This is a genomic window from uncultured Thiodictyon sp., assembly GCF_903828115.1.
GTDB lineage: Bacteria > Pseudomonadota > Gammaproteobacteria > Chromatiales > Chromatiaceae > Thiodictyon.
Map to the genome: position 1 here is coordinate 16936 of NZ_CAIKKU010000887.1, position 21756 is coordinate 38691.

Annotated in this window: 20 protein-coding genes; all 20 read left to right on the top strand. The window is 64.7% G+C overall.

Annotated elements, in window-relative coordinates:
• The first annotated feature begins 186 nt into the window (after positions 1-186).
• Positions 187-867 (top strand): OmpA family protein, encoded by a 681-nt coding sequence (locus tag QZY48_RS33575; RefSeq protein WP_295438972.1) that lies wholly within the window; start codon positions 187-189, stop codon positions 865-867.
• Positions 868-932: 65 nt separating this feature from the next.
• Positions 933-3041, top strand: a complete 2109-nt coding sequence (gene glgX, locus QZY48_RS33580; RefSeq protein WP_295438974.1) for a glycogen debranching protein GlgX — start codon at positions 933-935, stop codon at positions 3039-3041.
• A 498-nt stretch (positions 3042-3539) separates the two neighbouring features.
• Positions 3540-4487, top strand: coding sequence for a diguanylate cyclase (locus tag QZY48_RS33585; RefSeq protein ID WP_295438976.1), 948 nt, complete (start codon positions 3540-3542; stop codon positions 4485-4487).
• 193 nt (positions 4488-4680) lie between these two features.
• Entirely contained in the window at positions 4681-5895 is a 1215-nt protein-coding gene (locus QZY48_RS33590) for a SpoIIE family protein phosphatase (RefSeq protein WP_295438979.1), read from the top strand.
• Complete coding sequence (locus QZY48_RS33595) at positions 5892-6299, top strand: ATP-binding protein (protein ID WP_295438980.1); 408 nt, start codon at positions 5892-5894, stop codon at positions 6297-6299. The genes QZY48_RS33590 and QZY48_RS33595 overlap by 4 nt, the downstream gene beginning before the upstream one ends.
• Before the next feature lie 60 nt (positions 6300-6359).
• On the top strand, positions 6360-6695 hold the full coding sequence (locus QZY48_RS33600; RefSeq protein WP_295438983.1) for an STAS domain-containing protein: 336 nt from the start codon (positions 6360-6362) through the stop codon (positions 6693-6695).
• A 147-nt stretch (positions 6696-6842) separates the two neighbouring features.
• The gene (gene udk, locus QZY48_RS33605) at positions 6843-7448 is read left to right on the top strand and encodes a uridine kinase (protein WP_295438985.1); all 606 of its coding nucleotides are present in this window, start codon (positions 6843-6845) and stop codon (positions 7446-7448) included.
• Positions 7449-7554: 106 nt separating this feature from the next.
• Complete coding sequence (locus QZY48_RS33610; protein WP_295438987.1) at positions 7555-8952, top strand: WecB/TagA/CpsF family glycosyltransferase; 1398 nt, start codon at positions 7555-7557, stop codon at positions 8950-8952.
• A gap of 13 nt (positions 8953-8965) precedes the next feature.
• On the top strand, positions 8966-9700 hold the full coding sequence (locus tag QZY48_RS33615) for a sugar transferase (protein WP_295438989.1): 735 nt from the start codon (positions 8966-8968) through the stop codon (positions 9698-9700).
• A 28-nt stretch (positions 9701-9728) separates the two neighbouring features.
• Positions 9729-11195, top strand: a complete 1467-nt coding sequence (locus tag QZY48_RS33620; RefSeq protein WP_295438991.1) for an NDP-sugar synthase — start codon at positions 9729-9731, stop codon at positions 11193-11195.
• A 33-nt stretch (positions 11196-11228) separates the two neighbouring features.
• Positions 11229-12158, top strand: a complete 930-nt coding sequence (locus tag QZY48_RS33625) for a glycosyltransferase (protein WP_295438993.1) — start codon at positions 11229-11231, stop codon at positions 12156-12158.
• 15 nt (positions 12159-12173) lie between these two features.
• Positions 12174-13349, top strand: coding sequence for a hypothetical protein (locus QZY48_RS33630; RefSeq protein WP_295438994.1), 1176 nt, complete (start codon positions 12174-12176; stop codon positions 13347-13349).
• Between the two features lie 16 nt (positions 13350-13365).
• Positions 13366-14877: an oligosaccharide flippase family protein gene (locus tag QZY48_RS33635; RefSeq protein ID WP_295438995.1), complete on the top strand. Its 1512-nt coding sequence runs from the start codon at positions 13366-13368 to the stop codon at positions 14875-14877.
• 43 nt (positions 14878-14920) lie between these two features.
• Entirely contained in the window at positions 14921-15559 is a 639-nt protein-coding gene (locus QZY48_RS33640; RefSeq protein WP_295438996.1) for a DapH/DapD/GlmU-related protein, read from the top strand.
• Entirely contained in the window at positions 15556-16794 is a 1239-nt protein-coding gene (locus QZY48_RS33645) for a glycosyltransferase family 4 protein (protein WP_295438998.1), read from the top strand. The genes QZY48_RS33640 and QZY48_RS33645 overlap by 4 nt, the downstream gene beginning before the upstream one ends.
• A gap of 59 nt (positions 16795-16853) precedes the next feature.
• Entirely contained in the window at positions 16854-17300 is a 447-nt protein-coding gene (locus QZY48_RS33650) for a hypothetical protein (protein WP_295438999.1), read from the top strand.
• Positions 17300-18781, top strand: a complete 1482-nt coding sequence (locus QZY48_RS33655; protein ID WP_295439001.1) for an ImmA/IrrE family metallo-endopeptidase — start codon at positions 17300-17302, stop codon at positions 18779-18781. The genes QZY48_RS33650 and QZY48_RS33655 overlap by 1 nt, the downstream gene beginning before the upstream one ends.
• 83 nt (positions 18782-18864) lie before the next feature.
• The gene (locus QZY48_RS33660; protein WP_295439003.1) at positions 18865-20037 is read left to right on the top strand and encodes a glycosyltransferase family 4 protein; all 1173 of its coding nucleotides are present in this window, start codon (positions 18865-18867) and stop codon (positions 20035-20037) included.
• Positions 20034-21176: a glycosyltransferase family 1 protein gene (locus QZY48_RS33665; RefSeq protein WP_295439005.1), complete on the top strand. Its 1143-nt coding sequence runs from the start codon at positions 20034-20036 to the stop codon at positions 21174-21176. Before QZY48_RS33660 ends, QZY48_RS33665 begins: the two co-directional genes overlap by 4 nt.
• The gene (locus QZY48_RS33670; RefSeq protein ID WP_295439007.1) at positions 21173-21598 is read left to right on the top strand and encodes a PEGA domain-containing protein; all 426 of its coding nucleotides are present in this window, start codon (positions 21173-21175) and stop codon (positions 21596-21598) included. The genes QZY48_RS33665 and QZY48_RS33670 overlap by 4 nt, the downstream gene beginning before the upstream one ends.
• Positions 21599-21756 lie beyond the last annotated feature (158 nt).

Genomic DNA, 21756 nt, shown 5'->3' on the forward strand with positions numbered 1-21756 from the left:
GGGCTTGGGTTGCGGGCCGCGTAGGCGGCCCGCGATCCGCACCGCGGACCCGACGGCGCCCCTGTTATCATCGTCGGCCGGTCGCAGGCAGCAAGCCGGCCGCGGGTCGCCGTCCGGTGCCTCATGGCTGCCCGCCGCCAGCGTATCGGCCTGCGCCAATCACCCTTTGCGTTCGGAGTCGTCCCGATGAGACAGCGTCTTGCCAAGAGTGCCGCGATTGCGGCGACCGTCAGCCTGCTTGTGAGCGGGTGTGCCACGGACGGGTCCGGGATGACCGAAACCGGGCAGGGGGCCGCCATCGGCACCGCGGCCGGGGCCGCCTTGGGGGCGATCATCGGCTCACAGGGGGCCAACGCCGGCAGCGGGGCCCTGATCGGGTCCGTGGGCGGGGCCCTGATCGGGGGCCTGGCCGGGGCCTACATGGAGCAGCAACGCAAGGATTTCCAGAAGGTCCTGGCCCAGGAGATCAGCGCCGGGGCCATCCGCGTCGAGAAACTCCCCAATGATCAACTGCTGGTGGGCATGACCGGTGAGACCACCTTCGAGGTGGACTCGGATCAGATCAAGCCCGGTTTCTACAGCACCATGGACAAGATCGCCGCCATCGTGAACAAGTATGGCAAGACCGAGTTGGTGGTCGCCGGGCACACGGACAACACGGGGTCGGCAGAGCACAATCAGCAACTCTCCGAGCGGCGCGCCGGGTCGGTGGAGCGTTATCTGGAGGGTCGCCGCGTGCTGCCCCAGCGCATCCGAGCGTCCGGTTACGGCCTGTCCCAACCGATCGCGACCAACGACACCGACGCCGGTCGCCGCCTGAACCGCCGGGTGGACATCGCCATCATCCCCCTCACGGAAGGTGCTTGAAAAATCGCCCCCCGGGCGATTTTTCAGAGAGTTGCTGCCATTACGATCGACGCCGGACGACTCGCATGAACACCCCAGACAAACCCGGCCAAGGGCTGCTGTCCTACATCACGGAGGATTTCAGCTTTGAGCGCGGTCACCCCTTGCCGCTCGGTGCGACGGTGGTGCGGGGCGGTATCAATTTCGCCATCTTTTCGCGCCATGCCACCGCCGTCACACTGGTGTTGTTCCAACCGCAGGATGCGCAGGTGTTGGCGCGCTTTCCGTTCGATCCCCAGTGCAATCGTACCGGCCATGTCTGGCATGCCTTTATCGCCGGGCTGGATCCTGGAATCGAATATGCCTACCACCTTGACGGCCCTCGGTCCGTGCCGCATCGCTTCGCTCCCGATATCCTACTTGCCGACCCTTACGCTATTGCTCTGAACGGTTGCCGCGTGTGGGGGGAACAAGGGGGTCGACATAATACGGTGCGACGCGCCTTGCTGGTCACTCATGACTACGATTGGGGGCGTGACCAGCCGCTCAACCGCCCGCTGGCAGAATCGGTCATCTACGAGCTGCATGTGCGGGGCTTTACGCGGCACGCATCCTCCCAAACACGACATCCCGGCACCTTTCGGGGCCTCATCGAGAAGATTCCGTACCTGCAGCAATTGGGTATCACGGCGGTGGAGTTACTGCCGGTGACCGCGTTCGACGAGTTGGAAAGCAACCGCGTCAATCCTTTCGATAACCAGCCGCTGCACAATTTTTGGGGTTATCATCCGCTGTCGTTTTTCGCGCTGCACGCCGGTTATGCCGCCGATCAGGCGCCCGGCGGGGAGGTCGCCGAGTTCAAGGACATGGTGAAGGCGCTGCATGCGGCTGACATCGAGGTGATTCTCGATGTGGTCTATAACCACAGCGGTGAGGGTGACCAGCGTGGCCCGGTGTATTCGTTGAAAGGCATAGACAACAGCGTCTATTACATGCTGACGGCCGCCGGCGGCTATATGAATTTCTCCGGCTGCGGCAACACCATCAACTGCAATCATCCGTTTGTGCGTCATTTTATCCTGGACAGCCTGCGCTATTGGGTCATGGACATGCATGTCGATGGTTTCCGCTTCGATTTGGCATCCATCCTTGGTCGCGACCAAGACGGCCAGGTCCTCGCCAGCCCGCCCCTGCTTGAGCAAATCGCCGCCGACCCGATCCTCGCCAACACCAAGTTGATTGCCGAAGCATGGGATGCGGCGGGCCTGTACCAAGTGGGCAGCTTCCCGAACTGGGGGCGCTGGGCTGAATGGAACGGGCGCTTCCGCGACGATCTCCGGAGTTTTGTTCGGGGGGAGCCGGGCAAGGTCGGGAGTTTGGCGACGCGACTCGCGGGCAGTTCCGACCTGTACCAGTATGGTCGCGCGCCGAGCCACGGCATCAATTTCATTACCAGCCACGACGGGTTCACGCTACGTGACCTGGTGTGCTACGATGAAAAACACAATCTCGCCAATGGCGAAGAGAACCGCGATGGCGACAACCACAATCTCAGTTGGAACTGCGGGGTCGAAGGGCCGACCGACAATCCCGCCATCATGGCGCTGCGCGAGCGCCAGGTGCGCAATTTCGCGACCTTGCTGTTCTTCTCGCGGGGCGTGCCGATGTTCGTTGCCGGGGATGAGTTCGGACGCAGCCAGCAAGGCAATAACAACGCCTATTGCCAGGATAATGTCATCAGTTGGTTGGACTGGGCCGGGCAGCGCCAAAACCAGAGCTTACTGCGTTTTTTCAGATGCCTGATTAAATTCAGGAAAGGCTGCAAACTGCTGCTCCATGACAGCTTTGTGCCGCAAGACGGCCATGGTCCCCGTATCGCGTGGCACGGTTTCCGGCTGGGTCAGCCTGACTGGGGCGAGGCCTCACACAGTCTGGCGATGCACCTGTCTGGTACGGTGCCGCAAGGCCGGGCAGAAGAGGTATTTCTGATCGCCAACGCCCATTGGGAGCCCCATGAGTTCGAGCTGCCCAGGCAGGACGGCCAGCGTTGGCGCCGATTTGTGGACACGGCGCTCAGTGGCGACGATGCAATTGCCGAACACTGGCGGTCGCGTCCACTGGAACATGCTACCTGCCGCGCGGATGCGCGAAGCGTCATCGTACTGGTGGCCGGCGCCAGTCAGGCCAGCGGTTAAGCCCGCGGTGGCAGGGGCGTCCGCGGGCAGGGCAACCCACTGGAACGGGGCTATCCTCCCATTCCAGCCGCAGGTGTTGGCAAGTGATAGCGGTTGCGGAGCCGCGACCATGGTGAGCGTCGCGGCGGTTGGCAGGCCGCGGGCCGGTCCTCGTGGCGGCGGCACGACAACCCGCGTCCCCCCAATTTTCTTGACTATTCCTTGACATCAACTTAACATTGCCTGCTATGATTGTAGGGCAGACGGCGAAGACTACTTTAAGAAGATGTAATTTCCCAACATGTCGTGGCAAGCGCTTGGCCACACTGCTGAGAGATGATGTCTTAAGTAATAATTTTAGAGACTTGCTCGGGTTACTGAAACCTTGTGGAAACCCGAACCAAGCCACCGGTAACCGCCGCATTTTCGAGGCGCCCGCCAAGCGATGGAGATCGAGCCGGACTCCTTGAAGGCTCCCCGTTGTGACTGGTCCCGGCGCACTACAGCGAGAGTCTAACCATGAGCCCAACGTCTTCAAATGCGCTTGCAGAGCAGCCGCGCCGACCCACGGTGTTGGCGATGGACGGCCAGCCACTCATTGCCCAGACCGCCTATGAGGTGTTGCGCGCCGACTGCGAGGTCCTTACGGCCGCTGACGGTCCGACCACGCTCGCGCTCTGCACCAAGACGCTCCCCGACCTGGTGTTGCTGGACGATGAGACGCCCGGGACCAATGGCCTGCAACTCCTGGCGCAACTCAAGGCGGCGCAAACCCTGCGGCAGATCCCGGTGATCTTCATCACCCCGCATACGGACAGTGTCCATGAAACGGCCTATCTCGATGCCGGCGCGGCCGATTTCGTCACTAAGCCGGTCAATGCCAGCGTGCTGCTCGCCCGGGTCAGGGCACATCTGCTGCTCAAATTCCAATCCGAGCAGTTGCATGTCATGGCCCTTCGCGACCGGCTGACCGGGGTCTACAGCCGGCGCTACTTCGAGGAGCAGATCGGGGTCGAGTGCGCGCGGGCCAAACGCAGCGGCAGTGTTTTGTCGCTGTTTGTGATCGAGATCGATCACTGCAATGCCTACAACGACTACTATGGGCCTCAGGCAGGCGACGACGCGCTGCGCTTGATCGCCCGGGTCCTGGAGTCAAAACTGAACCGTCCGGGCGACATCATTGCCCGCTACGACGCGCAAGTGTTCGCCTGCCTGCTCCCGGCGACCGATTTCGAGCCCAGTACACAACTGGCCGAGCACGTCGAGCAGGCGGTACGTGCCCGCGGCATCGGTCACGCCTCTTCTTCGGCTGCGCCGGTGGTGACGGTCAGTGTCGGCGTGGCCACGGGCCGACGTGCCATCGACGGCGGGGCCGAGGCCCTGCTGCGGTTGGCCAACGAACAACTCTGCCAGGCCAGGCAGCGGGGGGGGGCGCGGGTGTGTGGGAAGGTGCTCTATCGGCCATGAGCGGGTCGCGTCGGCTTGCGTGGGACCCGCCGGGCAGGTCTTGTGCCGCCGCGGGTTTGGCGGTTGTGAAAGACCTCCCTACCGAGAGCTTCGGCGAAAATAAAACACTATATCAATATGTTGTGACGCCGGCCTTGCGACTCTGCGCTGTTCGCACCGCCGTGACGCACAGCCCGCGCCGAGGGGCTGATTGTTGAACGCCTTGATCATCGATGACGCCGCCGACACGCGGCTCTATGTTCGCGCCCTGCTCGAGGCCTGGGGGTACAACACGGTCGATGCCGCTGACGGGCTGGACGGCCTCGAGCGCATGCGTGAGGCCAGCATTGAATTGGTGATCTGCGACTGGATGATGCCGCGCATGTCGGGCCTGGAGTTCTGCAAGGCCGTGCGTGCGGCGCCATTCCCGCATTATGTTTATCTGATTCTGCTCACCTCCCGTTCCGACAAGTCAGACCTGCTCGCCGGCCTGAGCGCCGGTGCGGACGACTTCCTCTCCAAGCCCGTCGACGCGAAACTGCTGCGTGCGCGACTGCGGGTCGCGGAGCGAATACTCACGGTGCAGGGCCTGCTCGCCGATCAGAATCGCACGCTGCGCGAATCGCGCGAGCGCCTGCAACAAGCCTATGATCAGATCCAGCGCGATTTGGCCTCGGCGGCGCGCGTCCAGCGGCAGATGCTTCCCCCCCCGGATCAGCTGGTTTCGCCGTTCCGGGCCGAATCCCTGTTTCTGCCGGCCGCGCAAGTCTCCGGTGACAGTTTCAATTACTTTCAGCTGAACAACGAGTTGATCGGTTTTTACCTGTTCGATGTCTCGGGTCATGGGGTGCAGGCGGCCTTGTTCTCGGCCCGACTCAGCGCTTCCTTGTTGCCCACCCTGGCGTCGGCGCGGACCGCGGCTGGCACCGGCGCACCGGCCGCCGGGTTCCCTGGGCCCGCGCTATTTCTGTCGGAAGTCAACACCCGCTGGGTCGAACCGGATGCGGAGTTCGACAACTATGCCACCATCGCCTATGGCACCCTCGACAAACAAAGCGGCGAGGCCCAGATCGTGCTTGCCGGTCATCCGCCGCCGCTGATCCTGCGCCATGACGGCAAGATCGAAAGTCTGGCGGCGGGGGGTCTACCCTTCGGCATGTTCCCGGATGTAGACTACGAACCACAGCGGGTGTTGCTCCATCCGGGCGATCGGCTCATCTTGTATTCCGATGGGGTTACCGAGTGCGCGAACCGGCAAGGTGAACTCTTCGGTATCGAGCGGATGCAGTGCGCGCTGGCGGCGAGCGCCGGCGATCACCGGTCAGGGTTGACGCGCGAGCTCGAGGCGCAGCTGCAGCAATGGGGCGGCACGCTTGATTTCGAGGACGATATTTCGGTCTTGGTGCTGGAGCGGGATAGCGAATCATGACCACATCGGCGACACTGCTGACCTTGGAGAGCGATCCGACCAGGCTTGGTGACCTCCAGTCCCGGGTGGACGCGCTCTGCCGCGACGCCGGACTGGAGGCCGTGGCTGCCAATGAGTTCACCACCGCGATCATCGAGGCGGTGGCCAACAGCATCAGGCACGGGTACCGGGGCGAACCGGGGCACCCCATCACGGTCCACTGGCGCTGTGCGCAGGACCGCATCGACATCGAGATACGGGATCGCGCCCCGCCGCCCCCGGCCGGCTTCCTCGATCATAGGGACATGCCGCCACCCGCTGCCGAGTCCGGCCGCGGCGTGGCTATGATTCTGGCCTATACCGACGCGGCCAGCTATGCCCGCATCGGCGCCGAGAATGTGTTGAACCTGACGCGGCGACTTTAGCGGCATCGCGACCCGCCCGATCCCGCCGCCGAACCGCCTACTGTGAGCAGGAGTATCCCCATGCAATTTGAACATGAGAGCCGCGACGGGATCGATATCGTCCGGCTACCTGAACGCCTGATGATGGCCGATGCGGCCGACGCCAAGGCACAACTCAAGGCGATCCTACTTGATGGTCGCGGCCGCCTGATCCTGGACCTGACCCGGACCGGATTCATGGACTCCAGTGGCTGCGGGACCCTGGTCGGGAGTTTGCAGACGGCCCGTAAGCAGGGCGGTGATGTCTGCCTGTTCGGGATGGGCAACAATGTGCGCGCGCTGTTCGAGCTGACCAAGCTGCACACCATATTTCGGATCTTCGACGATGAAGAAGCGGCACTGCGCGCGATGCACTGACGCCCGATCAGCGGCCGTATCAGCGCCGCCACCGATGCCGCGCGGCTGACCCCCGCAGGGCTGTGGCTCGCGGCAGCAGGTGGGGGCGCTGCGGCAGTCCCCGGTCGCGGGCGATGAGTTGGCGGCAAGGTATCGAGGGTGCCTGACATGACCATTATCGGCATCGCGGGCGGCAGCGGGTCCGGCAAGACGACGTTTGCGCTGATGCTGCAAGAGCGGGTGGGGCGCGAACGCTGCGCGATTCTGCAGCAAGACGCTTATTATCATGATCGGAGTCGGGAGTTTGACCATGATGGCGGGAGTGTCAACTTCGATCATCCGGATGCCATCGATTTCGCCCTGCTGTCGAGGCATTTGGAGGAACTCAAGGCCGGACGGCCGGTGGCGGTGCCCGTCTATGATTACGCGACGCATCGGCGCCTGGAGCGAACCGTGGTCCTCGCTGCCTGCCCCTGGATGGTGGTCGAGGGAATGCTGGTTCTGGCGGATCAGCGGGTGCGCGCGATCTGTGATACGAAGGTGTTTATCGATGCCCCGGAGCCGCTGCGGTTTGCGCGGCGACTTGCGCGCGATGCGCGGGAGCGGGGGCGGGATCGTGCGGGTGTCGAGCAACAGTTTCTGGCGCATGTGAAGCCCATGCACGACCAGTTTGTCGAGCCGTCCCGACAGTACGCGGACAAGGTGTATTCGGGCGCGGGCGCGCTGCACTCCAGTATTCGCGACTTACTCGTTCAGATCGGGGGCGTGCTGTGACGTATTATGCAACCAGCGTTGCTCCGCCTGGCGTGACGAGCGCTGCGGCCGGCGGCTTGCCGTGTTGCCGGCGATGGTTGGCGAACATCCTGAAGGTCTGCACCTGATGGCCAAATCCCCATTGGTGATCCCCGGTCCGCTCGGTCTTTCCCGGCGCAATCGCTGGTTGGCCGGTCTGCGGCGGCGCGGCTATCCGACGCTCGTCCTGCTGGGCGAGTTCCTGCCCCGTGCCGTCGATATTGTGGCCAGTGTCGTGCTGCTGGTCGTTCTCTCGCCGCTCTTGGTGGTGCGCGCACTGTGGAGTCGCCGCCAGACGGGTGTCGTCCTCGCCCAGGCTACACTGATCGGGCGCTTTCAAACGCCCTTCCAGCAGCTGTCTTTCGCGGGCAGTGGTCGGTTCCGCGGTCTGGCCGTGTGGTTGAACGTGTTGCGGGGCGACCTGGCGATCGTTGGGCCGCGACCCCTGGATGCGGCGCAGGCGGCGGCCGTCCCGGTGGAGGACCTGGTGCGGTTTGTCGTCCGGCCCGGGTTGGTCTCGCCCTTCGGCATTCGCAGCCGCATCGGCCTGGCGCATGAGCGCGAGTCGGCAATGGATCGGGATCAGGTCTATGCGCAAACGATCAGCGGCGACCTGGGGCTGGCGGCGCGCTCGGTGGTGTCTGCAGTCTTAGGCGGCGGGGGACCCCCGCGCGCGATGCCGCCGGTAATCAATTTCTTCGGCATCCCCGTCTTGAACACGACCATGCATGAGGCGGTAGACTGGGTCGTCGCCAATGCGACTGGAAGGACGCCCCGGCTGATGGCCTTCGTCAATCCGGACTGCCTGAATATCGCCTGGCGCGCCGCCGATTACCGCAGGGTACTGCTCACGGCGGATCGGGTCTTGCCCGACGGGATCGGGATTCACCTTGGTTGTCGCATGCTCGGCCTGGCCTTGCGGGCGAACGTCAATGGCACGGACATGTTTCCGATCCTGTGCGAAGCGGCGGCCCGCGAGCGGCTGCCGATCTATCTCCTCGGGGCCCGGCCAGGGGTGGCGCAGGCGGCGGCCGACAACATGGTCAAGCGCTTTGCGGCGCTCAAGATCGCCGGCACGCGAGACGGCTTTTTTCTTCCCGCGCAGGAGGCGTCCGTGGTGGATACCATCAATAATTCCGGGGCGCGGATCTTGCTCGTAGCGTTCGGTGTCCCCCGCCAGGAGCTGTGGCTGGACCGCTGGCGCGACCGCCTGGTGCCGCCCGTCAGTATGGGTGTCGGCGGGCTCTTCGACTTCTACTCGGGCCGCATCCCGCGCGCCCCGGTATGGATGCGGGACCTGGGGCTGGAGTGGGTGTATCGGCTGCTGCAAGAGCCCGGGCGCATGTGGCGGCGCTATGTGATCGGTAACCCGCTCTTTCTGCTTCGCGTGCGTCGGCAGGCGCGGCACCCGGAGCGTTTCCCGCTGCCGGACGCGGGCGCCGGGCACCAGGCGCCGCCGCTCCCGGCGGCTTCACACCAATCATGAATGTGGCACGGCCATGAGCGAACAGACCCACGAGCAGAGACTACGCGAACTCCTGCTGGAGCGCTACGGTCGCATCGATCAGTCGACCTTCAGGCACCGGCTGCGGTTTTACCTCAAGCGTGCCGGATGGGTGGGTGTCGTCACTGGTGCCTACCTGGTGAAGCGGGTCTTCGATATTGTCAGCGCCGCCATCCTCGCGGTGCTCCTGATCCCCGTATTCCTCGCCGTGGCCATTGCTATTCGACTGGAAGACCCCGGGCCCGTCTTCTTCAAACAGACGCGCGTCGGGCGCTGGGGAAGCTTATTTACGATGTGGAAATTCCGCTCCATGTACACCGATGCGGAGAAGCGCAAGAAGGAGTTAATGGCGCACAACGAAATGCAGGGTGGGGTCATCTTCAAGATGAAGAACGATCCGCGCGTCACCAAGGTCGGGCGTATCATCCGCAAGACCTCCATCGACGAGTTGCCGCAGCTCTGGAATGTGATCAAAGGCGACATGTCGCTCGTCGGTCCCCGACCCCCGGTCCCCCAGGAGGTGGATCAGTATTCGCTGTCGGATCGTCGCCGCCTGGAGGTGATACCCGGCATCACCTGTATCTGGCAGATCTCGGGTCGCTCCGACATCCCGTTCGACCAGCAGGTGGAACTCGACGCGCAGTACATCCAGTCCCAGTCGTTCTGGAGCGACATCAAGATCCTGTTAAAGACGGTTCCCGCCCTGTTGTTCGGTACGGGAGCCTACTGAGGAGCAATTATTTCGGAGCAAACGGTACATGCGCGCACTCGTATTTGCAGATCGCCTGGGCTTGGAACTCGCGCCCCTCACCGACAAGGTGGCGGTCGCGCTGCTTCCGGTGACGGGTAAGGAGCTGCTGCTCTATACGCTCGAGGAACTGGTGGGCGCCGGCATCCGCGAGCTGGTGGTGGTCGCGGCGGCCCATGGCGAACAGACCAGGGTCAGCACCCTGGGAGAAGGTGAACGCTGGGGGGCGAGCATCCGCTATGTGCTCAGTCGCGGCGAGGAGCAGCCTGCCGCGGTGTGGTCGCGTCTGAATCTGGCCGATGCCGACGCGGTGCTCGCACTGCGCGGCGACGTGCTGCGCTCTCCCGCCATGGGCGAGTTTCTGCATCAGGCCCAGAGCAAGCCCGGCACTTTCGCATTCTGCGGGGTGGGAGCGGACCCCCGCGGTAGTCTGCTGCTCCTGCGTCCAGGTTGTCAGGCGCCCGGCAACCTGCTCGACAGCCTGAGTTGGGATGCGCCCAAGCCCCTTCCGAGCGAGGACGGCTGCGTCGTCGCGGACGCGGTTCTCAACTGCCTGGAAAGCCTTCCGGCCTTCCATAAGGCCAATCTCGACCTCCTGGCCGGGCGCATCCCGGGTCTCCAGGTTGCGGGCCGCACGGTCGCCTTGGGGCTGATCGCCGGCCGCAAGGCCTCGGTCTTGCCGAAGAGCCTCAAGCAGGGGGTGGCCTACGTCGGCGCGAACAGCCGGGTCGATCCTGAGGCCGAACTGCTGGGCGAGGTCGTGATCGGCGATAACGTCGTCATCGACCGCGCTGCAACCATCCGCAACAGTGTGATTCTCCCTCGCACCTATGTGGGCGAGTTGGTGGAGATCGGCAATGCAATCGTCGCCGGCAACCAGCTCATGCGGGTCGATACGGGCGCCCTGCTCACGATCAGCGAGGCCTTCCTGCTCGGCAGCCTGGACGCGACCGGGACGCGTGCGCGCGTCTCCCGCTGGGATCGGCTGGCGGGTGTCCTGTTGCTGATCCTATCCTTGCCGCTGTGGCCCTTGGCCGGCGCGGCGGCGGCCTTGTCCGGTCGGGGGCCGCTGATGGCGAGTCGCGAGTGCGTGGGCAATCGCGCGGCGTTTCCCGGCGGGGATGGCGCGGTGAGACGATTCAAGGCGAGATACTGCAATACCGCGATTCCCGTGCTGCGTCACCTGCCGGGCCTGTTCGCGGTGATTCAGGGCGATCTGCGGCTGGTCGGTGTTTCGCCCCTGACACCGGAACAGGATGCTGAGCGCTCGGAGGACTGGCAACGGGTCCGTGATCAGGTACCGGTCGGCCTGCTGGGACCTACCCAACTCACCTTGACGGATGACGCGCCGTTGGAGGAGCGTCTCCTGAGCGACGCCTTTTATGCCCAGACACGCAGCTGGAGCAAAGATATGGGATACCTGCTCAGTGGTGTGCGGATGCTGTTCAACGGCGACGCCTGGCGCCGCCGCCTGTGAGCGGGCGGGTTTCCCGGAAAGGTCGAGAGATTGGTGATCGAGAAACGAGGGCAAGAGATGGAACAGCGAACTGATCGACCCGCCGCCAGTGGCTTCAAACCCAAGGTCGCCATCGCCATGCGCTCATACAATGACCGCGGCGTCATTCGCGGGACCCTGGAGTTGATCCGGCGGCAGACCTATCGGAATTTCGAGCTATGGAATTTCGACTCGAGCTCGACCGACGGTACCCTCGACATTATCAAGGAATTCAACGACGCGCACCACATCCGCCGCAACGACAGCGCCTCCTACAACCCCGGCACCGTGCTCAACGAGGCGGTGCGCTCGGTGGGGGGGGAGGTCGTCGTCTTCATCAACTCCGACGCCACCCCCGAGGGGGAGGACTGGCTGGAGCAGCTGATCGCCCCGCTCGCCGACCCGCAGGTCGGTGTGGTCTACGGTCGTCAGACGGCACGGCCCGATTGCCGCTCCCTCTTCGTCAAGGATACCGAGCGCGCCTTCGGCGACGGGCGTGAGGCCGCCACCTGGGTCCATTTCTTTTCCATGGCTAATTGCGCGGTCCGGCGCGACATCCTTGAACGCTTTCCGTTTGAAACCAGGATCCAATACTCCGAGGATATCGAGTGGTCGTACCGTTTGCGCAAGGCCGGGCTGGCGATCCGCTACGTGGCCGCGGCCGCCGCCACCCACTCGCACAATTATACGCTACGCCAATCCTTCAAGCGCCAGTTCGGGGAGGGCAAGGCCGAGGCCTGGATCTTCCACGCCGGCGAGATCAATACCTCTTTTCTTCGCTACTGCCTGCTGCCGTTCGGTATGGAGGTCTTGCGCGACCTGCGCTGGGCCGCGCAACAGGGTTCGCTGGATGCGTTCGTTCATACGGTTCCGCTGCGCGCCGTGCAAAAGTGGGGCCGCTGGCGCGGACTTCTGGAAGGCCGCAGAACCGCTGCCGCTCACTGAACCCGGGAGAACCTGATGCCGCTCGCTGAGACCGCGATAGCCCCGTCTGACCGTCACCGCTTCACGCTGGATGGCGACGCCGCGGTTGAGCACCGGATTGCCCGTGACCAGTCGCTGATCGCTGACGCGGTACGGGCGCTCATCGCCCCGCCGGCCTTTCGGGGCCTGGTGCTCATGGGCGGCTACGGGCGCGGGGAAGGGGGCTATGTCCTGCGCGATGGGCAACCGCAGCCCTACAACGACTACGATTATTTCGTGGTCGTGCGCGGCCTCGACCGGACGCGCCGCGCGGGCCTGACGCGGGCCCTGGCGGAGCGGGCGCGGGCGCTGGAGGGCGAGGTGGGGGTCGAGGTGGACTTTGCCATCCTGCGCGAGGAAACGCTGCCCAAGGCCGAATACTCGCTGATGAACGCCGAGATGATCTGGGGCCACCGCGTCGTCGCCGGCGACCCGGCGGTGCTCGCGGCGATGCCGCCCATGCCCTTCAGTCGGCTGCCACTGGGCGAGTTCACGCGACTGCTGCTCAATCGCGGCGCCCTGCTGCTGATGAACCAGCGACGACTCGCCGATGGTGCGCCGCTCACCGCCGCGGAGCAGGAAATCTTCTTCAAGTACCTGTTCAAGGCCATCCTGGCCTGCGGCGATGCCCGGCTTGCCGCAAACCAGTCCTACCACCCGTCCTATGTGAACAAAGGCGAGCTTTTGCACGCGCTGGACTGGCGCGGCAAGGAGGCCTTCATGGCGCTCTACGCGCAGGCCCGGGAGAACAAGTTCCACCCGGATTATGACCGTTACGCGGCCGAAAGCGCCCAGGTCTGGCAGCAACAGGTGGTGGGCATCTGGCTGGACACCCTGTCCTGGCTGGAACGCACGCGCACCGGCAGTGCCGTCGACGATTGGACTGCCTATTGCTCACCGGCGATGGCGAAGGGTCAGGGGCAGGCGTCCTGGGGCGGGTGGCGCAATGCGGCGATCACCTTGCGCGACTTCGGGCCGGCGCAATTGCTGCAACAGCCGCGCTGGTCGCTGCGCTACCCCAGGGAACGGTTGATTGCCACGCTGCCGTTGCTGTTGTCGCGCCCGGGCAGCCCCGCGGCCCCGATACTGGCGGATGCGCTTGTCCTGCCCGCGGGCAGGTCCTGGTCGGACGCCACAGACGCCTTCCTGCGCCTGTGGCGGCGTTACGCTTGAGCCCTGGAGCACCCTGATGCGTTGGATACTGAACATCGCCAGCAATTACCTGCGGGTCATCGTCGGGATCGCGGTGATGTTCTTCCTCATTCCCTTCCAGGTCACACACCTGGGCCTGGACCTGTTCGGGCTCTGGTCCCTGATCTTCGCCGTGGTCGGGCTCTTTGGCCTCTTGGATCTCGGTTTCGCCACCGCGGCCATGAAGTATGTCGCCGAACTGACGGCGAGCGGGGACCAGGCCGCGCGCAATCAGGTCCTGTCCACCCTGCTGGTGGTCTACACGGGCCTCGGCCTGATCTGCCTGGTCCTGGTGGCCATCCTGGCGGGTCCGGCCTCGGGCTGGTTCGCGCTGAGCCCCGACCAGGCCGATCCCTTCACGCTGGCCCTGTGGCTGCTGGGAACCGTGGTCGCCATCAACTTCCCGGCCAGTCTGATCAAGGCGATCCTCATCGGCAGCGGGCGGATGCACCTGGTCAACGGGATCGAACTGGTCACCACCCTGGTCAACGCCGCCCTGATCGTGATCCTGCTCTCTGCCGGCCTCGGCCTGGTGGGCATGGCCATCGCCACCGCCGCGACCATGCTGCTCGGGCCCGCCGTGATGCTGCCGCTGGCCATTCGACTGACCCCAGGGCTCGCGGTCTCGCCGCGGCTCTTCAGCCGCTCACGGGTGCGCGAACTGCTCGGCTTCTCCGTGTATTTCTTCATCGCCAACGTGGCGGTCCTCATCATCCTGCGGATGGACCCGGTGGTCATCAAGATGTTCCTGCCGCTCACCGCGGTGGCCGTCTATGCCGTCGGGGCCAAAATCGCCGAATACACCTACCTGCTCAACAAGCAGTTCTCCAACGCCCTGATGCCGCTGGTGTCACTGTCCAAGGGGGCCGGGGATGCGGCCACCGTGCGGCGGGTCCTGGTGGACGGGACCCGCTTCCTGCTGGCCATTGCGGTGCCCTTCTTCGCCCTGCTCCTGTTCTACTCCGAACCCTTCGTCATCCACTGGATGGGGGAGTCATTCGCCGAGTCCATTCCGGTACTGCGCATCCTGCTGGTCGCGATGCTCCTGGCCAGCGTTCAGCTCAACGCGGCCAATGTCCTGGGGATGACCGGCAAGCACCGCTTCGTCGCCTTCGCCATGGGCGGCTCGGCGCTGCTCAACCTCGTCTTGTCGATTGTGCTGGTCCAGTTCTTTGGACTCATCGGGGTGGCCCTGGGGACCCTGATCGCCACCTTCCTGGTGGAGTTCACCCTGGTGGTCCCGCGCGCCTGCCGCGACCAGGCACTGCCGCTCGCCGGGTTCGTTCGCCAGGCGATCTGGCCGCCGCTGCCGGCCCTGGTCCCGGCCCTGGGAACCGCCTGGCTGCTGGCCTACTGGCAGCCTATCACCGGGTTCACCTGGATCTTCCTGGAGGGGGCGCTCAGTGCGCTCGTCTATTTCACCGCCTTCTACTGGAGCGGCCTGGTCGCCGTCGAGCGGGACCTGATCGCCGGCAAGCTGCGCCGCACCTTGGCGTCACGGCGCGCCTGAAGCGCCCCACCCACCCCCACCCCAAGACCCATCAGGAGCCGTCATGCCGGGACCTCTGCGCATCGTCCGCCGGACCATCGAGGGCCTGCGCCTGGGCTGGTATCGGGCCCGCCTCGGGGCACTGGGGGCCGGCTGTCACATCGACCCCGGGGTCAGCCTCCAGTACCCGGGGCGCATCCGCCTCGGCGACGGGGTGGGTATCGGGCGCCACGCCACCCTGCGCGCCAACACCGACGCCAATCCGGGCATCGCACTCGGCCAGGAGGTGTCTATCAACGACGCCGTGGTCATCAACGCCAACCGCGGCTTCGTCACCCTCGGCGAGCGCTCCTGGCTCGGCCCCTTCTGTTTTGTCTGCGGCAACGGCGGTGTGACCATCGGCCGCAACGTCCTGGTCGCCGCGCACAGCAGCATCAACACCGTCTCCCACACCACGCAGCGCTGCGACATTCCCATCAACGATCAACCCGTCCTGACCGACCCGGTGGTGATCGAGGACGACTGCTGGATCGGGCTTAACGCCGTCATCCTGCAAGGGGTGACCCTGGGGCACGGCTGCATCATCGGGGCCGGGGCCGTGGTGACCAAGTCCATCCCGCCCTGGTCCATCGCCGTGGGCGTCCCGGCGCGGGTGGTAGGGCGGCGCCCGGGTGCGCCGGAACCAACAGGGGAGGCGAGATGAAGATCATCCAGGTTCCCCGCCGCTTCGTGTTGTCCGAATGGGGCGGCACCGAGACCACCATCCTCCAGACCAGTCGCGCCTTGCAGCGTGCCGGACACGATGCGGCGATCTTCACCAGCCTCGCCCTGTCGCAGCAGCGCCGCGAGACCATCGCGGGGGTGGCGGTGCGGCGCTTCCCCTACAGCTACCCCTTCTTCGGCCTCAGCGCCGACGACCGCCGCGACATGGACAAGAAAGGCGGCAACCTGCTCTCCCTGCCCCTGCTGCTCGGCCTGCTGCGCGAGCCCGGGGTGAATCTGATCCATGCCCACACGGGCAAGCGCGTCGGAGGTGTCGTGCGTACCGCGGCCCGGCTGCGCGGCATCCCCTATGTGGTAACCCTGCATGGCGGCTACTTCGCGGTCCCCAAGGGCGAGATGGACCAGATGCTGGCTACGATCCGCAATCGCCCGGAGTGGGGCCGCGTCTTCGGCGCCCTGCTCGGCGCCCGGCGGGTGCTTCAGGACGCCGCCGCGGTGATCTGCGTCGGCGGCGATGAATATGCCGCGGCCAAGGCCAAGCTCCCCGGACAGCGGGTGGAACTGATCCCTAACGGGGTGGACTGCGACGCCTTCGCCCAAGGCGACGCCGTGGGCTTCCGGGCCGCCTACGGCATCGCTGCCGATCGGCGCATCATCCTGTGCGTCAGCCGGATCGACTACCAGAAGAACCAGATCGGCCTGGTGGAGGCCCTGGCGACGGTGGCCGCCCAGGTCCCGTCGGTTCACCTGGTCCTGCTCGGACCAGTCACCGTGGCGGGCTACCACGAGCGGCTGCTCGGCCGGGTCAAGGACTTGGAACTGACCGACCGGGTCACCCTGATCCCGGGGCTGCGCCCGGACGATCCCATGCTCCCGGCCGCTTACCATGCCGCCGAGGTCTTCTGCCTGCCCTCGCTGCACGAGCCCTTCGGCATCGTGATCCTGGAGGCCTGGGCCGCCGGCCGACCGGTGGTCGCCGCCCGGGTCGGGGGCATCCCCTCCTTTACTGCCGACGGGGCGGACATCGTCCACGCCCAACCCGGTGACACCGCGGACCTGGCGGCCCGGCTGATCCAGGTCCTGAGCGACCCGCAACTCGCCGGGCGCATCGCCGCGGCGGGGCAGGCCAAGGCCAGGCGCGACTATGCCTGGTCCGCCATCGCCGCGCGCCTGGTCGACATTTACCGCGAACTGCCGCGGGGGCGGCGGGGCTGATCCATCCGCTCATTCCGGGTGGGTTTCGCGCGGACTACCATTCGGCGGAAAAGAAATTTGTGATCAAACGCGACCTTGCCAAATTGCATCTGACCCCGACCGGAACGCCAACATATCGTGGAAATTCAAAACACAAGAATCGACCTGCAAACGGGCAGAAGGGTACTTTGTGCCCTGAATGGACTCACACAACCCCCAACGCCGGGCTGTCGCATAACATGCATACCCACGATTGGCAAGCAACACGGGCGGAGACATTGTTTAAGACCGCAGAGATATGTGAAGGGATGAATAGGCGCTTCGCCACAGCGGAGGGAATCGCGTTTGAGGCAAAGCCGACCAAGGATGGGACTTGGCACGGTTACCCAATTCCATGGGAGCACGTCCCTGCTGAAATTAAAAAAGGATGGTTAGCCAACAAGATGGTCTCCAAAAGACAAATAACGCGCTATTTCTCTTTCGATAAGTGCGATGTACACTGGGCCTTACCGATGGACAAGAATTGATGAATAACACGAAATTCGGCAGTCCCGGACGATTTGAGATTGAGCTTGGCTGGATCAAAGATCGGGAGGCACGTGAACATCGACCCGCTCACGGCGGTTGGTCGACTGGCGAACTGAAGATCACGGTAGGCGGCCACGTTCTGACACGGAACAGGCGCGCCGGGAAAGACAGAGACTCAGTACAATGGTACTTGTTGCCTGTTTTTGAGTGGCTGGTCAAGAATTGGACTCCTCTTTTTCATGAAGAGAATTATTCGTGGCATGAAAATGATGCAGGCCCGGCGGCAACGTCGACCTTTATGGCAATGCGCAGACTGATCGCAGCAGAAGATGATATCAATCAAGAGAAGTATGAGAAAGTTCAGTCATGGTGGCAACGTCATGCGTTACGTGCGGCCGACTCCAGCGCGCTTTATCCTGACGTGTACTTTCGCCGCCTGGGAAACGACATAGAGATTTCATGGACCGCACGGCAGCCCACTTACGCCCCCGATGGTTTTCGTTTTTCTTTGATGCCGGGCGTGGCGACTCTTCCTATTGCTGAAGTAACGGAACCTCTCTGGCAATCACTCGAGTGGTTCGTCAAATCATCGGAAGTCGCCGACGTTGCCGACATCAAAACGGTGGAACAGCTTCGGCAGCGCCTGAACGAGCTCCACGAAATCTCGACCAAGGATCTGGAATCCTGGTATTTGCCGGAAAGATTATTGAAACGCATTGATGAAGTCAAAAAGAAATTTGCTATTGCCACGGAAAGCGCCAGACTGCCTTCGGTGCCGGCCATTTCTTTTTTTGATAGTCCGGTGCTGATGTTCGGAGGAGTGAGTCCAGATATTGGCGACAAGGACGTGGAGACACTGCTCGCCTTTCTCTCATCTCACTTCGGGGGCACCGAAAGCGCTGCCTTGACTGAGTTGGTGGATACGAGTATTGGGGCGCCAATCGCAGCCCCTTTCGAGGAAGGTTACGACTTGGCTGAAGACCTTCTTGAGCAACTCGATTTACCGGGAAACGGGTCTTTCATCGATATTGCCGACATCCTTACTAAACTAGGGATTGAGATCAAAAAGCAAAAACTGCACACTCACTCCATTCGCGGAGTAGCACTTGCCGGATCTCAATACTCTCCGGCAATACTCGTGAACACTAAGTTTTCTTTTAACGAGACGAAAGTCGGACAACGCTTCACGCTTGCTCATGAATTTTTCCATATCTTATACGATCGCACACGGGCGAAGCGCGTGACCCACACCAGCGGTCCCTGGGCATCACCCGGGGTGGAGAAACGCGCGAATGCCTTCGCGGCCATGCTTTTGATGCCACGCGAGCTGATAAGAAAGTCGGTGATCGAGAAAGACATCAACAGCATATCGAACGCTGCCGCATCCATGCGAGTTGGAATAACGACACTGATTGAGCATCTTTACAACCTGAATGTCATCGATGAGATGGAACGAGAAGGACTTGCGAAAAGAGATTAGCACCGACCCTCGCGCATCGTCTGTATCATTGAAAGTCACATAACATCAAGGTTCTCCATCCCCGGGTTCCCGGTTGAGATCATATGCCCATTCCACCTCGTTCCCCCGGTCCGGCCTTGCGCATCCTGCACGTCCACGAGCGCGCCGGGTTCTACGGCGGCGTCGAACAGATCCTCTACGACAGCGCCCGCGGACTCACGGCGCGCGGTTGGCCTCAAGGGCTGCTGCACGCCGACCCCGATCCCCAAGCCGATTACCTGGCCGCCTTCGAGCAAACCGGGACCGGCGAGGATCTGATCGCCGCCTTCGCCCCGGACATCCTCTTTCTGCACAAGGTCGAGGACCCGGCGCGGGTGGCCGGGCTGGCCCGCCAGTACCCCACGGTGCGCATGGTCCACGACCACGACCTGGTGTGCCTGCGCCGACACAAATATTTCCCGCTCACCGGCCGCATCTGCGACCGCCCGGCGGGGGCCGCCTGCTACCTCAATCTGTGCTGCGTGCAGCGGGCCGCGCCGGGGTCCGCCCTGCCCATCACCCTGAAGGGACTGGGCGGGGTCAGGGCCGCCATCCGCGCCCATCGCGAAGTGCGCCGACTCATGGTGGGCAGCCGCTGGATGCAGCGCGAACTGGTGATGAATGGTCTGGCCCCGGACCGGGTGGTCATAGTCCCGCCCATTCCCGCGGCCCTGGCCGCGGCCAGGTCGGTCCCCCCGTCCGCGGCACCGGAGGTCCTTTACGTGGGCCAGGTGATCCGCGGCAAGGGGGTGGACCTGCTCCTGCGGGCCCTGGCCGGGGTCGCCGGCGACTGGCACGCCACCGTGGTCGGCACCGGTAACCACCTGGACACCTGCCGCGCCCTGGCCGGGGACCTGAAGATTGCCGAGCGGGTGACCTTCGCCGGCTGGGTCCCGCACGCCGCCTTGGAGCCCTACTATGCCCGCGCCGCCGTCTGCGTCGTCCCCTCGCGCTGGCCGGAGCCCTTCGGCATGGTGGGGGTGGAGGCGATGGCGCGGGGGCGCCCGGTGGTCGCCTTCGCAGTCGGCGGCATCCCGGACTGGCTGGACGACGGGGTGACCGGTATCCTGGCCCCGGCGGCGGACACGGCGGCCATGGGCAGGGCCATCGCCGCCCTGCTGGGGGACCGGGAGCGCGCCGCCAACCTGGGCCAGGCAGGGCTCGAGCGGGTGCGGGCGCAGTTCCAGCCGGCCCAGTACCTGGACCGACTCATGCAAATTCTGGGGGACGCGGTATGAAGATCGGCATCTCCGCCTTCGGTACCGACGGCGGAAAATCCGGCATCAGCCAGTACGCGGCCAACGTGGTCGGGCGCCTGGTGGACCTGGCGCCGCAACACGACGTCGTCGCCTTCATCAACCGCGCCGACGCCGCCTGGGTTCAGACCTGGCACCCGCGCCTTACGGTGATCACCCTGCCGGATTGGACCGGCCACCCGGTGACGAGCATCTTCTGGCACCTCGCCGCCCTGCCGGGTCTGCTGCGGCGCCACGGTTGCGCGGTGGTCTTCATGCCCGCCGGCAACCGGCGGCTCGCCTGGTCCTACGGGGTGCCGAGCGTCGGCACGGTGCACGACTTCTCCCAGCTCCACGTCCCGCAGAAATACGACGCGGCGCGCATGTTCTACATCATGCGCGTCCTGCCGCGCATGATGCGGCGACTGACCCGGGTGATCGCGGTCAGCGAGTCCACCCGCCGCGACCTGGAGTCCTTCGCCCGGGTCCCGTGCAGCCGCATCCGGGTCATCTACAACGGGGCGGATCTGAAGCGCTTCACCCCGCGTCCCCGCGCGACGGCCCGCGCCGGGCTGCCGCCGGGCCTGGCGATCCCCGATCCCTACGTGCTCTACATTGCCCGCCTGGAGCACCCGGGCAAGAACCACGTCCGGCTGCTGGAGGCCTTTGCGGCGCTCAAACGCGACACCGACCTGCCGCACACGCTGGTCCTGGTGGGTGGGCGCTGGGGCGGGGCCGAGGTCATCGAGGCGCGGGTGCGGGCGCTGGGGTTGACCGATCAGGTGGTCTTCCCCGGCTTCGTCCCCGACGCGGCAATCCCGGCGCTCTATGCCGCCGCCGATGCCCTGGCCTTCCCGTCGCTGTTCGAGGGGTTCGGCATCCCGGTGCTGGAGGCCATGGCCAGCGGGACCCCGGTGTGCGCGGCCGACACCTCGAGCATCCCGGAGGTGGTAGGCGATGCCGGGCTGCTCTTCGACCCCCTGGACGTGCCCGCCATGACCGCAAGCCTCACCCGCCTGCTCCAGGACCAGGAACTGCGCCAGCGCCTGATCGCGGCGGGGCTCGAGCGGGCGTCGCACTTCACCTGGGACGCGGCCGCCACGGCAGTGCTGGAAGAATTGGAGGCCGCCGCCGCCCCATGACCGCGGCACCCGCCCGCACCCTGGTCATCGCCATGACCCTCGCGGCCCTGACCAGTGCCGTCGCACCGGCGGGCTGCGCGACCCGCCACCTGGATTGCAGCGCCGGGGCCCGGCTGTTCACGCTCGGACCCGATCCCTGCCGCTACCTCCCCCCCGGGGCCTCCAACGCGCTGGTGGAGATCGGCTCCTCGCCGACCGCGGCGGCCATCTATGTCGATGGGACCTATGTCGGCAAGACACCGCTCAAGCGCTATCTGTGGTTCTCCAGCACCACCCGTGCCGTCACCGTGGTCGCCGAACCGCTCTATCCAGGTCAGGCCCGCCAGGAGCAACGGCTGCGGGTCCCGCCCCTGCCCGGACGCCTGACCTTCTTCATGAATAACCCGGCCAAGTCCGATGATCCCGCGGCCCCGGTCCGCTAGTGTCGGCCGGTCGGCGCCCCGCGTGACTGTCCTCCCGACAGACCTGGCATAATGACCCCGGCTTGGCGCGCTGACCCCGGGGGGTGCGATCAGAACTGATGTGGTGAGCGAGATCCCGGGTACGCTGTCGTTGTCGTTGTCGTAATCGAACAATCCGA

Bases quoted from the DNA above. Each gene is read 5' to 3' on its own strand.
- QZY48_RS33630 (WP_295438994.1), top strand. From the start codon at position 12,174: ATGCCGCTCGCTGAGACCGCGATAGCCCCGTCTGACCGTCACCGCTTC.
- QZY48_RS33610 (WP_295438987.1), top strand. From the start codon at position 7,555: ATGGCCAAATCCCCATTGGTGATCCCCGGTCCGCTCGGTCTTTCCCGG.
- QZY48_RS33575 (WP_295438972.1), top strand. From the start codon at position 187: ATGAGACAGCGTCTTGCCAAGAGTGCCGCGATTGCGGCGACCGTCAGC.
- udk (WP_295438985.1), top strand. From the start codon at position 6,843: ATGACCATTATCGGCATCGCGGGCGGCAGCGGGTCCGGCAAGACGACG.
- QZY48_RS33670 (WP_295439007.1), top strand. From the start codon at position 21,173: ATGACCGCGGCACCCGCCCGCACCCTGGTCATCGCCATGACCCTCGCG.
- QZY48_RS33620 (WP_295438991.1), top strand. From the start codon at position 9,729: ATGCGCGCACTCGTATTTGCAGATCGCCTGGGCTTGGAACTCGCGCCC.
- QZY48_RS33655 (WP_295439001.1), top strand. From the start codon at position 17,300: ATGAATAACACGAAATTCGGCAGTCCCGGACGATTTGAGATTGAGCTT.
- QZY48_RS33665 (WP_295439005.1), top strand. From the start codon at position 20,034: ATGAAGATCGGCATCTCCGCCTTCGGTACCGACGGCGGAAAATCCGGC.
- QZY48_RS33660 (WP_295439003.1), top strand. From the start codon at position 18,865: ATGCCCATTCCACCTCGTTCCCCCGGTCCGGCCTTGCGCATCCTGCAC.
- QZY48_RS33645 (WP_295438998.1), top strand. From the start codon at position 15,556: ATGAAGATCATCCAGGTTCCCCGCCGCTTCGTGTTGTCCGAATGGGGC.
- glgX (WP_295438974.1), top strand. From the start codon at position 933: ATGAACACCCCAGACAAACCCGGCCAAGGGCTGCTGTCCTACATCACG.
- QZY48_RS33640 (WP_295438996.1), top strand. From the start codon at position 14,921: ATGCCGGGACCTCTGCGCATCGTCCGCCGGACCATCGAGGGCCTGCGC.
- QZY48_RS33585 (WP_295438976.1), top strand. From the start codon at position 3,540: ATGAGCCCAACGTCTTCAAATGCGCTTGCAGAGCAGCCGCGCCGACCC.
- QZY48_RS33635 (WP_295438995.1), top strand. From the start codon at position 13,366: ATGCGTTGGATACTGAACATCGCCAGCAATTACCTGCGGGTCATCGTC.
- QZY48_RS33595 (WP_295438980.1), top strand. From the start codon at position 5,892: ATGACCACATCGGCGACACTGCTGACCTTGGAGAGCGATCCGACCAGG.
- QZY48_RS33600 (WP_295438983.1), top strand. From the start codon at position 6,360: ATGCAATTTGAACATGAGAGCCGCGACGGGATCGATATCGTCCGGCTA.
- QZY48_RS33615 (WP_295438989.1), top strand. From the start codon at position 8,966: ATGAGCGAACAGACCCACGAGCAGAGACTACGCGAACTCCTGCTGGAG.